This is a genomic window from Pseudomonas putida, assembly GCF_001976065.1.
Classification (GTDB): Bacteria; Pseudomonadota; Gammaproteobacteria; order Pseudomonadales; family Pseudomonadaceae; genus Aquipseudomonas; species Aquipseudomonas serbica.
Map to the genome: position 1 here is coordinate 508,716 of NZ_MNAH01000002.1, position 15,042 is coordinate 523,757.

General features: G+C 61.1%; 14 protein-coding genes and 2 pseudogenes. 11 read left to right on the top strand and 5 right to left on the bottom strand.

All coding sequences use genetic code 11. The features are described from left to right. The first annotated feature begins 201 nt into the window (after positions 1–201). From BKX96_RS08880 to BKX96_RS08900, 5 genes and pseudogenes are all read left to right on the top strand, one after another. The gene (locus BKX96_RS08880; protein ID WP_077183879.1) at positions 202–1,029 is read left to right on the top strand and encodes an HTD2 family dehydratase; all 828 of its coding nucleotides are present in this window, start codon (positions 202–204) and stop codon (positions 1,027–1,029) included. A 48-nt stretch (positions 1,030–1,077) separates the two neighbouring features. Then, complete coding sequence (locus BKX96_RS08885; protein WP_046819216.1) at positions 1,078–2,238, top strand: acyl-CoA dehydrogenase family protein; 1,161 nt, start codon at positions 1,078–1,080, stop codon at positions 2,236–2,238. Positions 2,239–2,248: 10 nt separating this feature from the next. After that, positions 2,249–2,768: pseudogene (locus tag BKX96_RS08890) on the top strand (MmgE/PrpD family protein); the annotation flags it as partial. A gap of 157 nt (positions 2,769–2,925) precedes the next feature. After that, a complete protein-coding gene (locus BKX96_RS08895; RefSeq protein ID WP_077183419.1) occupies positions 2,926–4,140 on the top strand; it encodes a CaiB/BaiF CoA transferase family protein in 1,215 nt (404 codons plus the stop codon). 13 nt (positions 4,141–4,153) lie between these two features. Then, positions 4,154–4,966, top strand: a complete 813-nt coding sequence (locus BKX96_RS08900) for an HpcH/HpaI aldolase/citrate lyase family protein (RefSeq protein ID WP_077183421.1) — start codon at positions 4,154–4,156, stop codon at positions 4,964–4,966. 84 nt (positions 4,967–5,050) lie between these two features. Here BKX96_RS08900 and BKX96_RS08905 read toward each other — a convergent pair whose 3' ends face one another. Together BKX96_RS08905 and BKX96_RS08910 are read right to left on the bottom strand one after the other, a co-directional pair. Next, entirely contained in the window at positions 5,051–6,034 is a 984-nt protein-coding gene (locus tag BKX96_RS08905; RefSeq protein WP_256721414.1) for an NAD(P)H-dependent flavin oxidoreductase, read from the bottom strand. A 44-nt stretch (positions 6,035–6,078) separates the two neighbouring features. Then, positions 6,079–6,882 carry an enoyl-CoA hydratase-related protein gene (locus BKX96_RS08910; RefSeq protein WP_077183423.1) on the bottom strand — a complete coding sequence of 268 codons (804 nt, stop codon included), beginning with the start codon at positions 6,880–6,882 and terminating at the stop codon, positions 6,079–6,081. Between the two features lie 225 nt (positions 6,883–7,107). Here BKX96_RS08910 and BKX96_RS33145 point away from each other — a divergent pair. The 3 genes and pseudogenes from BKX96_RS33145 to groL form a co-directional block, all read left to right on the top strand. Beyond that, positions 7,108–7,464 (top strand): annotated as a pseudogene (locus BKX96_RS33145) (AraC family transcriptional regulator ligand-binding domain-containing protein); the annotation flags it as partial. A gap of 30 nt (positions 7,465–7,494) precedes the next feature. Next, positions 7,495–7,890: a helix-turn-helix transcriptional regulator gene (locus tag BKX96_RS33150; protein WP_256721490.1), complete on the top strand. Its 396-nt coding sequence runs from the start codon at positions 7,495–7,497 to the stop codon at positions 7,888–7,890. 449 nt (positions 7,891–8,339) lie between these two features. Next, a complete protein-coding gene (gene groL, locus BKX96_RS08925) occupies positions 8,340–9,956 on the top strand; it encodes a chaperonin GroEL (RefSeq protein WP_077183427.1) in 1,617 nt (538 codons plus the stop codon). A gap of 216 nt (positions 9,957–10,172) precedes the next feature. On the opposite strand, the gene BKX96_RS08930 is transcribed toward groL, so the two are convergent. Both BKX96_RS08930 and BKX96_RS08935 read right to left on the bottom strand, forming a co-directional pair. Then, positions 10,173–11,153 carry a ribose-phosphate diphosphokinase gene (locus tag BKX96_RS08930; RefSeq protein ID WP_077183430.1) on the bottom strand — a complete coding sequence of 327 codons (981 nt, stop codon included), beginning with the start codon at positions 11,151–11,153 and terminating at the stop codon, positions 10,173–10,175. A gap of 40 nt (positions 11,154–11,193) precedes the next feature. After that, positions 11,194–11,760, bottom strand: a complete 567-nt coding sequence (locus BKX96_RS08935) for a phosphoribosyltransferase family protein (protein ID WP_046819204.1) — start codon at positions 11,758–11,760, stop codon at positions 11,194–11,196. A gap of 322 nt (positions 11,761–12,082) precedes the next feature. On the opposite strand from BKX96_RS08935, the gene BKX96_RS08940 reads away from it, so the two are divergent. From BKX96_RS08940 to BKX96_RS08950, 3 genes are read left to right on the top strand one after another with little or no spacing between them, the layout of a single operon-like run. Then, positions 12,083–12,973, top strand: coding sequence for a universal stress protein (locus BKX96_RS08940; protein ID WP_046819203.1), 891 nt, complete (start codon positions 12,083–12,085; stop codon positions 12,971–12,973). 59 nt (positions 12,974–13,032) lie between these two features. Next, positions 13,033–13,737: a phosphoribosyltransferase gene (locus tag BKX96_RS08945; RefSeq protein ID WP_077183432.1), complete on the top strand. Its 705-nt coding sequence runs from the start codon at positions 13,033–13,035 to the stop codon at positions 13,735–13,737. Beyond that, positions 13,730–14,383, top strand: coding sequence for a dienelactone hydrolase family protein (locus BKX96_RS08950; RefSeq protein WP_077183434.1), 654 nt, complete (start codon positions 13,730–13,732; stop codon positions 14,381–14,383). The genes BKX96_RS08945 and BKX96_RS08950 overlap by 8 nt, the downstream gene beginning before the upstream one ends. Positions 14,384–14,432: 49 nt before the next feature. Here the strand turns inward: BKX96_RS08950 and BKX96_RS08955 are convergent, their stop codons facing one another. Further along, a complete protein-coding gene (locus tag BKX96_RS08955; RefSeq protein ID WP_077183436.1) occupies positions 14,433–14,951 on the bottom strand; it encodes a GNAT family N-acetyltransferase in 519 nt (172 codons plus the stop codon). Between the last annotated feature and the right edge of the window lie 91 nt (positions 14,952–15,042).

Genomic DNA, 15,042 nt, shown 5'->3' on the forward strand with positions numbered 1-15,042 from the left:
CAGCGTACGTTCCTTCGGACGCCGTCAACTTCATCCCAGGCTTCACTCATTCGACTGTCGCCCCGGCAAAGATCCTCTGTAGGCGCTGGCAAGCCAGCGCCTACATAACCGATGCCCCCCGATGCGGGGAGTTCTGCCGGGGCCAGCAAACATCCGAGCATAGGGCTTACGCGCCCTGAGAGGATTTTGTGCATGTCAGCCCTGAGTGATTCCCCTTACGCCGCCTGGATCGGGCGCAGCGAGCACACCACCGAGCATTTGAGTTCGGGCCTGGTCAAGCGCATCGCCGCAACCCTGGGTGATGTCGCCCCTGAACCGGGCCAGCCATTGCCCGCGCTCTGGCACTGGGCATTCTTTCAGCCCGCGGTAGAAGAAACCGGGCTCGGCCTGGACGGCCACCCGGCCCACAACGACCTGCTGCCACCGACCCACAATCGCAATCGGATGTGGGCGGGCGGACGCGTGGAATTCTACGAGGCGCTGCGGGTGGATGCCCAGGCAACGCGTACCACGACCGTGATGAATATCGAGGAAAAATCCGGGCGCAGCGGTTCGCTGCTGTTTGCGACCCTGCGTCACGACTACACCCAGGACGGGCAACTGGCGATTCGCGAGGAGCAGGACATCGTCTATCGCGACCCGACCCCACCTCGGCTCGCCAGTGGCGAAGCCTTGCCCCTTGCCGGTTGGCAAGAATCGATCACGCCCAGCCCGACCTTGCTGTTTCGCTACAGCGCCGTGACCTTCAACGGCCATCGCATCCACTACGACTGGCCCTATGTCACCCAAGCCGAGGGCTATCCCGGCCTGGTGGTGCAGGGGCCGTTGATTGCCACGCTCAACCTGCACGCCTTCCGCCGCGCCAACCCGCAGGCGCGAATCCGGCGCTTTGACTATCGCGGCATCCGGCCGTTGATCTCGCCACAGCCCTTCATGGTCGGTGGACGCCTGTATGCACCCGGCAGGGCCGAGCTCTGGGCCGGCGACGACGGCGGAATCGCCCAGCGCGCCGAACTGATTTTCGACTGATTTGCGGCCTTCTCCTGGCAGCCCCATAACAACAATCGAGGACACCCGATGAACCCCAACAGTGACGAACTCAATGCGATCCGTGAAGGTGTGCGTGCGTTGTGCGCTGAATTCGATGCCAGCTACTGGCGTGGGATCGATGAGCAAAAAGGCTTCCCGGAAGCCTTCGTCGAAGCATTGACCAAGGCCGGTTGGCTGGCGGCGATGATCCCGGTGCAATACGGCGGCTCGGGCCTGGGCCTGGCCGAAGCCTCGGTGATCCTGGAGGAGGTGAACCGTTGCGGCGGCAACTCCGGCACCGTGCACGGGCAGATGTACAACATGTTCACCCTGCTGCGTAATGGCAGTGAGGCGCAGAAAAGCTACTACCTGCCGAAACTGGCCAGCGGCGAACTGCGTTTGCAGTCGATGGGGGTTACCGAGCCAACCACCGGCACCGACACCACCAAGATCAAGACCAGCGCCGTGCGCAAGGGCGATAAATACGTGATCAACGGCCAGAAGGTATGGATCTCGCGCATCCAGCATTCCGACCTGATGATCCTGCTGGCTCGCACCACACCCTTGGCACAAGTGACGAAAAAGTCCGAGGGCATGTCGATTTTCCTCGTCGATCTGCGCGAAGCCATCGGCAATGGCCTGACCGTGCAGCCCATCGCCAACATGGTCAATCACGAGACCAACGAGTTGTTCTTCGACAACCTGCAGATTCCTGCCGACAGCCTGATTGGCGAGGAGGGCAAGGGCTTCAAGTACATCCTCGATGGCCTGAATGCCGAGCGCACCCTTATCGCCGCCGAGTGCATTGGCGACGGACGCTGGTTCATCGAGAAAGCCAGCGCCTATGCCCGCGATCGCGTGGTATTCGGCCGTCCTATCGGACAGAACCAGGGTGTGCAGTTCCCGATTGCCGAGGCCCACATCGAAATCGAAGCCGCCGACCTGATGCGCTGGCGTGCCTGCGCTGAATACGACAGCGGGGTCAACGCCGGCGCCAGCGCCAACATGGCCAAATACCTGGCCGCCAAAGCCTCCTGGGAGGCCGCCAATGCCTGCCTGCAAACCCACGGCGGTTTCGGTTTCGCCTGCGAATACGACGTGGAGCGCAAATTCCGCGAGACGCGGCTGTACCAAGTGGCGCCGATCTCCACCAACCTGATCCTGTCCTACGTCGCCGAGCACCTGCTCGAACTGCCACGCAGTTTTTAAGGGCAAATCGATGAGCCATACCCGTTCGCTGGCGACTTTTCTCGCCCGCCTGAGCTATGCAGACCTGCCGGAAGCGGTGCTTGCCCGCTCAGAAGACCTGTTCCTTGACTGGCTGGGTTCCGCCCTGGCCAGCCAGGGCGCGCACCCGATCCCCTTGTTCGAGCGCTACGCCGCGACCATGGGCCCGACCCACGGCCCGGCGACACTGCTGGTCAATGGCCTTGGCACCTCGGCGTACTTCGCCGCGCTGGTCAATGCTGCCTCCTCACACCTGGTCGAGCAGGACGATCTGCACAACATCTCCGTACTGCACCCGGCCACCGTGGTCTTTCCCGCCGTGCTGGCCGCGGCCCAGGACCTGGGCAAGTCCGGTGCCGAGCTGCTGTTGGCCGCCCGTGGCTGGTTATGAAGCCGGCATCCGCCTCGGTGAATTCCTCGGCCGCTCCCATTACCGGATTTTCCACACCACGGCGACCGTCGGCACCCAGGCCGCCGGACTCTGGGAATTTCTGCGCGATGCAGCCGATTCCCCCGACAACACGCTGTCCCGCGCCGAACTGGAAGACAAGTTCCGCCGCTTGCTGGCGTTTGCCGGCGAATTGAATGGTGATCAGGCCGGAGTATTGATCGCCCGGGTCTGGGCGCTGCGTGATGCACTGAACCTCAAGGGTTTGATGGAGAACATCCATGAGCAATGACCAGAACAACCTGCGTCCGCTGGACGGCATTACCGTGATCAGCCTTGAACATGCCATTGCCGCGCCATTCTGCACGCGGCAACTGGCGGATCTGGGCGCACGGGTGATCAAGGTTGAGCGTCCTGGCAGCGGCGACTTTGCCCGAGGGTATGATCAGCGCGTACGTGGCATGGCCTCGCATTTCGTCTGGACCAATCGCTCCAAGGAAAGCATCGCGCTCGATCTCAAGCAGCAGGAGGCCCAGGTCATTCTCGACCAGCTATTGCAGCAGGCCGACGTGCTGGTACAGAACCTTGCACCGGGCGCCGCCGCGCGGATGGGGCTGTCGTTCGAGACGTTGCACAAAGACTATCCGCGACTGATTGTCTGCGACATTTCCGGTTATGGCGAAGGCGGTACCTACGAAGACAAGAAGGCCTATGACCTGCTGATCCAGAGCGAAAGCGGCTTTCTGTCCGTGACCGGTGACGCCGCAGAGGAGGGCATGGCCAAGGCCGGCTGTTCGATCGCCGACATTTCGGCCGGCATGTACGCCTACACCGGCATTCTCTCGGCGCTACTGTTGCGGGACAGGACCGGGCAGGGCAGTCGTGTCGAGATTTCGATGCTGGAAAGCCTGGTCGAATGGATGGGCTTCCCGATGTACTACGCCTTCGAGGGCGCCACGCCACCGCAGCGCACGGGAGCGTCACACGCGACGATTTATCCCTATGGCCCATTTCCGTCAGGTGACGGCGGCACGGTTATGATCGGGCTGCAAAACGAACGTGAATGGATGCAGTTTTGCGTCACGGTGCTCAAGCGTCCCGAGTTGATCGACGACGAACGCTTCATCACCAACTTCAAACGCTCGGACAACCGTCAGGCTTTGCGCGCCATCATCCATGAAGTGTTTGCCCAACTGGATGCCACCACCGTCATCGAAAGGCTCGATGCCGCGCAGATCGCCAACGCCCAGGTCAACGACATGTCCGGCGTCTGGGCACATCCGCAGCTCAAGGCCCGAGGCCGCTGGACAGAGATCGCCAGCCCGGTGGGCATTCTGCCGACGCTGTTGCCGCCGGCCAGCAGCAATGCATTTTCACCGCGCATGGCGGCCGTACCTGGGCTGGGTCAGCACAGCAACACACTCCTGGCCGAATTGGGTTACAGCGCCATGGATATTCAGCGCCTGAGCGAAACAGGCATTGTCCAGAACGGTTGAGGGAGGCATGTGTATGTCCATTCTGTGGATTCGCTCGGCACTGTTCGTGCCCGGCAATCGACCTGAACGATTCGCCAAGGCACTGGCCAGTGGCGCCGACGCAGTCATCATCGATTTCGAAGATGCGGTACCGCCAGCGGATAAAGCCTTGGCCCGAGAGCATCTGCAAGCGTTTCTAAAGCAAAATCCAGACGCCCGGCTATTGGTACGGGTCAATGCGGCGGGAACCGATGAACACGAGGCCGACCTGGCGCTCTGTCGTCAGCAACCCGGTGTCAGCGCCGTCATGCTGCCCAAGGCCGAGTCAGTCGGCCAGGTGAACCACGCCGCCGCAACTGGCAAACCTGTCTGGCCCATCATCGAAAGCGCGCTGGGTGTGCTTGCGATCGGCGCCATTGCCTCCTGCAAGGGCGTGCAGCGCCTGACGTTCGGCGCACTGGACCTGGCGTTGGACCTGGGGTGGAAGGTGGGCAGTCCGGCTGTGGAAACGCTGTTCGACCAGACGCGCTTTGCGCTGTTGTTGCATTCTCGGCTCAACGATCTGCCCGCGCCGCTGGACAGCGTCTACCCGAATTTCGAAGATGACGCCGGGCTAGGCGCGGCAATGCGCCGTGCCCGCGACATGGGCATGGGCGGTGCCTTGTGCATCCATCCGCGGCAAGTGCCCGTTGTGCATGCGGCACTGGCACCCAGTGCCGAAGAATTGGCGTGGGCGCACCGCGTGGTGAGTGCGGCCGAGTGCGGCGAGGCAGCGTTCAAGGTTGATGGGGAAATGGTCGATGCACCGGTGCTGGGTCGAGCGCGCAGGTTGTTGGCGATGGGCTAAGTAGCAAAAGATCGCGGCCTCGTTGCACTCGGCAGCTCCTACAGGGTTTTGGCACATCCTGCAGGAGCTTGCCTTGCGCTGAATTTATCGGTCGAATCGAGCCAGTGTGCGCTCAAGTCCTTCCCGACATTCGATGACCATGCGCGCCACCAAATCGGCGCACGTCGGTAGGTCGTCAACCAATCCGATGACCTGACTGGCGCAGATCAGACCGGCGCCAGTATCACCCGACTCCAATCCCTCCAGCCCTCGTTGGCCCGATAAGAGGTGCTGTAAGTCGTCATAACCAGCGCCGCCAGGGCGTCGTTCGAGTTCGATGATCTGCCGTGAGACGGGACTGTTGAAAAAACGCGCCGTTCGCTTGAGCGTTCGCTTGATCAAAACGGTGTCACGTTCAGTGGCCGCTAACAGAGCATGCTTGATGTCGTCATGGAGGATGGACTCTTGGGTCAGCATAAAACGCGTGCCCATGTTCACACCCTCCGCACCGAGAAGCAGCGCGGCGGCCATGCTGCGCCCATTGGCGATCCCGCCGGAAGCAATGTAAGGGATTTTCAGTACCTTACCCAACGCAGGCAGCATGATCAGGGCAGGGACGTCGTCCTCACCGCAATGCCCGGCTGCTTCGAAGCCATCAATGGAAATCACATCAGCGCCGTAGCGTTCAGCGGACAAGGCATGCCGGACCGAAGTGCACTTATGGATAATTTTAATCCCTTGCTCCTTCAGTCTGGCTATCACGGGCTGGGGATTGTTGCCGGCGGTCTCGACGATGCGAATATCACTGTTGACGATGGCCTCGATCCAGCCGTCGTAATTCACATTGCTGGCGGTCAGCGATAGCGTGAGATTCACGCCAAACGGCTTGGAAGTGAGTTCACGGGTGCGCTCGATTTCATGACGCAAGTCATCCGGCGTCGGCTGCGTTCGCGCCGCCACCATGCCCAAGGCACCCGCATTCGAGGCAGCCGCGGCCAGTTGCGCACGACCAACCCACTGCATGCCCCCTTCGACGATGGGGAACTGGATGCCCAGCAACTCGGTAATGCGGGTTTTCATGATGTTCATTCAAAGGGTCTTTTCAGGGGCGGTGGAGAAGCATTGCTGGTGGATTACTGGCGACCGGGAAAATCTGGCTCGCGTTTTTCGAAGAACGCCTTCACACCTTCCTCCAACGCTGGAGAATCGAAGAGTATCTGTTGTCGCTCTGCTTCATACGCCAGTTGCGCGCGCAGATCATTGCTGCTGGCCGCCGCACATAGCTGGCGCGCCTCAATGATGCCGTCAGCGGGTAAACGCGCCAGCTGCCGGGCCATCTGCGTGGCGACAGTCAGCAGTGCACCATCATCGACACAAGCCTGGATCAATCCCCATTGCTCGGCTTTCTCAGCCGAGAGGCGTTCTCCCGTAAGACACAGTGCCAACGTACGGGCGGGGCCGAGGCGCCGTTGGAGAAACCAACTGGCACCCATGTCCGGAACCAACGCCAGTTTTTTGATGAACGGCAGGTAGAAATAGGCAGAGCGTGCGGCAAACACGATATCGCCCGCCAGCGCCAAGCCGACACCACCGCCTGCTGCCCCTCCGTTCAATGCAATGACAATCGGCACGGGAAGCTCATGCAGCTCGGTGATCAGCGGGTTGACCGAGTTGCGCATGACTTTCCCGGCGCGGGTGCCTCGCGACTCCTCCTGGTCATTGAAAGCACCACTGCCCAGATCTGCACCACAACTGAATAATTTTCCATTGGCCGTCAGCAGCAACGCGCGCACTGACTTATCGGTGCGCACCTGCGCGAGTGCGTCCCTGAGCTCGCTAACCAAATCGGCGCCGATGGGATTGAGTCGCTGCGGCAGATTCAGGGTAATACAGGCTACGCAATCTTCCCGGGTGTACATGATGGTTTGGTAACTCATGCAGGCTTTCCTTAGTGACTGAAGCATTGGCCACAACTGAGCGCACCGTTCATTCGCGATGATGCCATGCGAAGGCTCTTGTTCAACGCTATCGCGAACGATGGGGTGCCGGGAGCTACCCGGAACAGGGGGGAAGCCTGCGCAAGAACACAGGGTCTTTCGCAATGCCCCGCCGGTAGGGGGAGGACGAACCGGACGTTTACCTGACGTTACCTCGGGCCGCTCAGTGTCCTGATGCGTGAAGCCCAGACTGCGCGAGAAGCGATCGATAACCTCTGTCGCTATATGCGGCTTGTAAACGCGTCTCTACTGACAAGCGTCGAGGAGCACGACGATTAGTCAGTTGTTCGGTTGGAGGTGGTGTTAACAGAAGCGCACGGATCGGTTCGGCAGGTGACCGAGTTGTCCTTGGGCGTGCTCTACCGCAGTATTGCCGAACTGTTAGGACCCCGTTGGAAGCCCAGAAGTGTTTGTCTTGAGCACCGTCCACCGCGTGGTCCGACTCTCCACAAAACGATGTTCGGAGATACTGTGGAGTTCAATGCAGATTTCAACGGCATCGTCTGCGCCACACAGCAGTTGAGTTCACCGCTGTCCCCCTCGGACTCTCGCATGGCGCTCTATGCGCGCCGCATCCTGGATAACGCCCTTTCTTGCGCCGGTGAAAGTTCGGCGCATAACGCTCGGCGAACCATCATCGCGTTCCTGCCAACTGGCCGTTGCACGGCGGACCAAGTGGCGAAGACGCTGGGCATGGATCGACGTACGCTCCATCGGCATCTGCTCGCTGAAGGAACAAATTTCTCGTTGTTGCTGCGCACTGTTCGATCAGAGTTTGCCTCTCTACATCTTATCGATAGTGACCGTTCACTGGCAGAAGTTGCCGACCTGCTCGGGTTCTCAACCCCGAGCGCGTTCGGCTTCTGGTTCAGGAAAAACTTCGGCATGACGGCATTGATGTGGAGGAAAAGCCAAGGGCGTGGTGCGCCAAGAGTTGGACCGGAGTGACCTGTAGTCACAATTGGCCACGGAACCAGCGGGAAAAGTCACCGGCAGAGGAAAAACCAATCAACTCGGCGACCTCATATAACCGGCATATGCAACAGGACCAGGTCACCGACATCTTCAAGCCGTAGTTCCAACGAGGTTTGCGCACGAAAGTTCGGCACCGGTGGCGCCGGCGTTGGCGGCTCGGGCGGGGCAGGGGCTGTGATCGTGGGAGGGGGGCCAATGTCAAGGGGGCACGGGTGATTGGGGCTTTGGGAGTGGCATGAGGTCAAGCACCTGGTGCGCATCCACGCCTGCCAGGCTTGCCAATATTTTCCATCGCGGTCAAAGGCCGCTGCCGGGCAGACAGATCCCCGTGATTTTGTTGATAAAGGTCAACATGGGGCGGGCGACTCCATATGAGCATTCTTCAATGCGTTTGTTATACAAATGGCGAGGAGTGCACCCAGATGGCCCACAGTAAAATTGACTTTCGTGCTGCCGCCCGCGAGAAAATCCTCAGTGGCGCCACGCAGTTGGCGGACGCGGTGCGCGTGACGCTCGGCCCGAAATCAAAATCGGTGTTGATCCAGAATAAATGGGGCAATCCCACTGTCTGCAATGACGGCGTGACGATTGCCAAGCGCGTTGACCTGCAAGATCCCGTGGAAAACCTGGGCGCGCAAATGCTGCGCCAGGCCGCCGAGCGCACCGGCGACGCGGTAGGGGATGGCACCAGTACCTCGACGGTGCTGGCCCACGCCATCCTCGCCGATGGCATTCGCAACGTCGTCGCCGGTGCCAGCGCGATCGACCTCAAGCGTGGCCTGGATCGCGGCTTGTCGTTGGTGGTGGAATCACTCGTCGCCCAGGCGCGGCCCGTCAGTACGCCCAAGGAAAAGGCCCAGGTCGCCACGCTGTCGGCGCATAACGATGCCGTTATCGGGCAGTTGGTGGCGGACGCGTTGGAAAAGGTCGGCGTTGAAGGCGTCGTCAGCGTCGAGGAGTCCAAGACCACTGAAACGGTGGTTGAGGTGATGGAAGGGATGCGCTTTGACCGCGGTTATGTCTCACCGTACTTCGTCACCGACCCCGAGAAAATGCAGGTCGAACTCGATGACGCCTACTTGCTGCTCTGTGACCACAAGATAGGCGCACTCAAGGACCTGCTGCCCTTGCTCGAGCTTGTTGCGAAAAATGGTCAACCCCTGGTCCTGATCGCAGATGACATCGAAGGCGAGGCATTGACCACACTGGTGGTCAACCAGATTCGCGGCGTCCTGCGAGCGGTGGCCATCAAGGCACCGGGCTTTGGTGATCGGCGCAAGGAAATGCTTCAGGACATGGCGGTGCTGACAGGGGCAACGGTGGTTTCCAACGATTTGGGCGTCACTCTGGAACAAGTGGAACTGGGCCAGTTGGGGCGGGCACACCGCGTCGTGGTGCAAAAGGACAGCACAGCGTTGATTGGTGGGGCAGGTACGCGGGAGGCCATCGAGGCGCGATTGCAACAGATTCGCACGCAGATGGAGCACACCAGCAGCGATTACGACCGGGAAAAACTCCAGGAACGACTGGCCAGGCTGTCTGGTGGGGTAGCGGTGATCCGCGTCGGGGCGCCTTCCGAAGCGGAAATGAAGGCACGCAAGGACGCGCTGGATGACGCCATCTCGGCGACTCGCGCGGCCATAGCCGAAGGCGTTGTGCCGGGTGGCGGGCTTGCCCTGCTCAAGGCTGTCCCCCTTATCGCGGCCGAAGAAGCCCGTTGCGAGGGCGATGTCAGGACCGGTCTGCAAATGCTTCGCCGGGCCCTGGAAGCCCCGGCCAGGCTCATCGCGGAAAACTCGGCGGTGGACGCCGGCGTGGTGGTTGCGCGCATGCTCGCAGAACCCGGCAATGTCGGTTTCGATGCGTCTGCCAACTGTTACGTGGACATGTACGAAGCCGGCATCATAGATCCGACCAAGGTGGTGCGCATTGCCCTCGAAAATGCCGTATCGGTGGCCAGCATTCTGTTGCTGACCGAGGCGACCATCACTGATATCCCGGAGAAGGAATCACCCGCCCAGCCGCCTTTTCCTGAATGAGGAGGCCGTCTTGCGGGGCACTCAGGTATAGGCGGCTATATCGGTCAACGCCAGGTGATGGAGCATCGGATTTTCACCGTGCAGGTAGCCGAGCGCCTGCTGCATCAGCAAGATGGCTTTTTGTCGTCTTGCTCGTTGCTCATTCCAGCCTCCTCATCTTCAAGCCGTCCTGGGGCTGTTCAACGATGGGTCATATGCCTGTCCCGATCCGGTTGATCATCGATGCCCTGGGTCAGAGCGATCGAATGCGCCATTTTCCGCCAGGCAGGTGGCGATCAGGGCCGTGCTGTCGAGCACCTGCAGGTGGCGCGAGACACAGTCAGGCGGCAGGCGAAACGGCGGCACGGTGTCTGTGATCGCGATGTGTTCGAAGATCGGCAGGTCGAACAGTTGACTGCCGGCGGTGAACAAGCCATGGGTGGCGGCTGCGAACAAGCGCGTGGCGCCAGCCTCCTGGCAGGCAAGGCCGGCGTGCTTGAGCGTAGCCCCGGTGCTGATCAGATCATCGAACACGATGGCCGTCTTGCCGCTCACGTCGCCCATCAAGAGGGTGCCCGTCAGCGTGGTGTGGGCGCGGTGTTTTTCCATCAGGGCGCTGCCAACCGATCGTCCCAGCAGCCGCTGCAGGGCCTGGCGAAACTGCTCGGCCCGCTTGCTGCCACCTGAGTCCGGGGAGACCGCCACCACTTCGGCGTCACCGACCTGCGCGGCGAAATGCCCGGCGAACAGTTCGGCGCATTGCAGGTTCCACGCCGGTATGCGAAACGCATTGTCGAACGCCGCCGGATTATGGACTTCCAGGGTGATCAGTCGATCGACGCCGCTGGCTTCAAAAAAAGCGGCCACGTAGCGCGTGATGGTCGGGTCCTGGGGCTGGCTGCGCCGATCCTTGCGCCCGTAGCAGAGGTAGGGCGCCACCACCTGCACCTGACGGGCACCGGCATCCTTCAGTGCGCTGCAGAAAAACAGCAGGCGACACAGCTTGTCGTTGGCGCTCTGCGGACCATCCCCATGCAAGCCATGGAACACGACGACTTCGCGGCCGTGTACCAGATCCAGCGGGCGGCACTTGTGCTCGCCGTCTTCATAGTCTCGCTCTTCATGCTGCGCCAGTGTGCAACCCAGCCGATGGGCGACGCGCGCAGCGTATAGCTCGCTACCTTGCAGGGCAAAAAGTAGTGGGGGCAGGGTGCGCATGCAAGTCTCCTCCGAGGCGATTGGCAAGCCTTTTCTGCCGTCATCGGGCGGCGCCGTGGCGCACCACCTCTATGCAAAAGTCCGGCTCGAAGGGCGGCACATTGCATTCGACAATGTCAGAGGCGGCAACTTGCAGGTGCACGCCGACAATGTCGGCCCGGATCGGCTGCTGGCAGATGTGCCGGTCTACCAATACGGCAGTGTAGACCCGACGAGCTCCCAGTTGTGCCAGATAGGCGCAGGTACGCAGCAGCGAATGGCCTTCGAACAATACATCATCAACGACCAGCAAGGTGGTGTTGGCGAGGTCCAGTTTGGCCAGCAGCGGGTTTTCGGTCAATTGCGTGAAGGCATGCAGCACTTGCAGGTCGTCGGCATAGCGCTTGACCTCAAGTGGATAAAGAGGGAGTTCCGGTTGGCCGGTCTGGCGCGCAATGTGCTCGCGCAATCGTTGGGCCAGGGGCTCACCCCGGCGCTTGATACCAATCAGGGCGGCGTGCGCCGGTGGCAGCAGGCTGGCGGCCTGGCGCGCCATCGTCTGCAGGACGTCATCGAGTTCATTGCGCTCGTACAGGCGCAACCGCTGACTTGCCAATAGGATCGTCATTGCCTTCTCCTGTCTGCGAACCATGGAGCGCGTGCATTTTCGGCCAATGTAGCCCGGTTGGCCCTGGTGCGATTGATATTGATCAATCGCGATCGAATCAAAGGTCGGTCTTTTCAGCCTTCGACTACCCGTCTGGCGACGCGCTTGGGGGCAGCGGCTTCGGGTGGGTCAGCTGCTGGCGCAGGCACTTGATATAAATCAACGCCAAGGCCGCTTCCACGGAGGATTCTGAATCCATGACACAGGCGCCTGGTCCACCGGCGAGCACAGCGCTTCAGGGTGGCGGGCAGTGACAAACAAGCGAGTTTCGTGGAGTCCGATCATGAGCCAGTATCAACGGTTATTGCTGATCATCAACCCGGCCCTGCGCCAGTCCAAAGCCATGGATCATGCCGCCGCGCTGGCCAAGGCCAGTGGTGCCAGCCTGCACATCGCCGCCTTGATCCCATCCTGGAAGCTCTTGTCGCTACTCGAAGAAGGCGATCGGGAAAAGGCTCGCGAAGAGTATCTGCAAGACCAGCGCAACTGGCTCAGATACCACGCCGATCATCTACGCAACAGGGGGCTTGAAGTGACCGCCGAGGCGAAATGGGCCGACGACCTGCAGCAAGACATTCTCGATTATGTCGCGGAAATGCAGCCCGACCTGTTGATCAAGCAGGTGCAACGAGAACCGGCGCTCAAGCGCGGTTTCTTTACCCCGCTGGACTGGCGTCTGTTACGCCATTGCCCGGTACCGGTGTACCTGCCTGGCGAAGGTGATCATCCTTTGCCGCGCAAGGTCGTGGCAGCGGTTGATGTTTCCAATTCCCTGGTACAGGACGACGAGCTCAATGAGCGGATCATCCAGCAGGCGTCCAGCCTGGCTATCCAGTGTCAGGCCGAGTTGCACCTGGTGTATGCCTGCGACGCTTCTGCGCTGTTCCTGGGCGATATGGGCGGCGGGGGCTTGACGCTCGCGGACCTCTACAGTCAGTTGCGCCAGCGCCATGAAAAATCCTTCCTCGACCTGGCTGGCCGATATGGCGTGCCGGCTGACCGGCGACATTTCATCGAGGGGCATCCTGTGGCCGTGCTGCATGCGCTCGCCGATGAGCAAGAAATGGACGTGATTGTGATGGGCAGGGTCCAGTCCCATGGCCTGGACAAACTGTTGGGCAGCACCACCGAACATACCCTGTACCAGGTGGCGTGCAGCATCCTGGCCGTTTAGCGCGGTCCTGCCAGGACCGCAGCTTAAGAACCCAGTCGTCAGCGCCCCAGGAGGTTGCCGTGATCCACAGTCCCTCATTACAAACCACCTTGCTCAACCGCGCCGAAGCCGGCCGACGCCTGGTGCAGCCCTTGCTCAAATACGCCAACCGGCCTGAGGTGATCATCCTGACCCTGCCCCGTGGCGGTGTCCCGGTGGCTTATGAAGTTGCCACCGCCCTGAATGTGCGCCTGGACCTGATGCTGGTGCGCAAGCTCGGTGCTCCTTCGCACCCGGAATACGCCATGGGCGCCATTGCCAGCGGCGGTGTACAAGTCCTCAATGATGACGCGCTGCGGGCGCACCCGATCGATCGAGCCAGTTTCGAGGCGGTGGTCGCCCGGGAGGCGCAGGAGCTGTCGCGACGTGAAAAGGCGTATCGGGGAGATCGCCCGCCACCGCAACTCAAGGGCCAGGTGGTGATCCTGATCGACGACGGCCTGGCCACAGGTTCTTCGATGATGGCTGCGATCCAGGCGGTGCGCATGCAGGCGCCGGAGCGCATCGTCGTCGCGGTACCGGTTGCTCCTCGGGAAACGGTCGAGGATTTATCCATGCAGGTAGACGAAGTGATTTGCCCGCTCATTCCCGAGTGGATGATGTCGATCGGCTACTGGTACCTGGATTTTTCCCAGACCTCGGACGAAGAAGTCATCAATCTCATGCAACGGGCCTGGGAGAGGGAACTGTCGAGCGCCTCCCAGACGGAACATCGCGATGTCTGAAGTTCAATTCCGATCCCTGGAGCTGGCGGGCGTTGAATTGTCCGCCGATTTGCGTTTGCCGGCGAACGCGCATGCCCTGGTCATCTTCGTCCACGGCAGCGGCAGTGGGCGCTTGAGCCCGCGCAATCAATATGTGGCCGATGTCCTGGCCGGTCGGGGCCTGGCGTCGCTGCTGTTCGACCTGCTGACGGAACCGGAGCAGCGCCTGGATAATCTCAGCGGGGAGTTGCGCTTCAATATTCCCCTGCTGGCCAGACGGTTGATCGATGTGATCGACTGGGTCGGCCGGGATCGCCAATTGTGTTCTTTGCCCATCGGTCTGTTCGGCGCCAGTACCGGTGCGGCGGCGGCGCTGGTGGCCGCCGACGAGCGAGCGTCGGTGATAGGGGCAGTGGTCAGCCGAGGCGGGCGAACCGATCTGGCCGGGCCGGCTCTGCCCGGGGTGAAGGCGCCAACCTTGCAGATTGTCGGCGCACAGGACCCGGTGGTACTGGGCCTGAATCGCCAGAGCAGCCAGACCCTGCAGTGCGAGCAACGGCTGGAAGTCGTGGAGCGCGCCACGCATCTTTTTGAAGAGCCTGGCACCCTGGAGGAAGTCGCCAGGCTCGCTGGCGACTGGTTTGAACAACACCTGCGGGCCACTTAGGGTGTCGCCCTTACTATGTGCGACGTGTCATGGTGATGTTGCTCGGACTTTACAGGTACAGGCGGTGAATGACCTGGTGGGGGTCGAAGGGATCGTCGTGGGCTTCAAAACCCAGAAACCTGGCCAGCTCGCGCAGCGGCGCGTTACTGGAGGCGCCAACCGAGTACAACTGGTGGACGCCATTGCTGCGGGCATCGTCGATCAAGTGCTCCAGCAGTAACGTCCCCAGGCCCAGGCGTTTCCAGGCAGTGGCGACGGTTACCGCGCATTCGCACTGGTATTGACCCATGGCGGTATAACGGCTGGCGCCGATTTCGATCACGCGGCCATTATCGTGGACCAGTGCGATGCAGCCTTGGCCCTTCTGGGGGGCATGCTGTTGCCTGAGTAAAAACGCGTGCCGGGACGCCGGCGCCGAATGCCGGACAAGCGCGTATTCACGAGCTCGGTCTGCTTGCTCGACATGCCGGATCAACACCGGACGACCGTTGCTGAGAACATCAATCCGGGATTTTTCACCGGCGTTGACCCAGCCATGCCAATCTTCGGGGCGCTTGTCAGCGAACATCGTGCAACCCTCCATCTGGCGGTCACTTGATGCGCAGGGAAATCCCCGTGCTCAAGTTCTTTTTTACGCCGTTGGCCGCTCCCGGATTTGA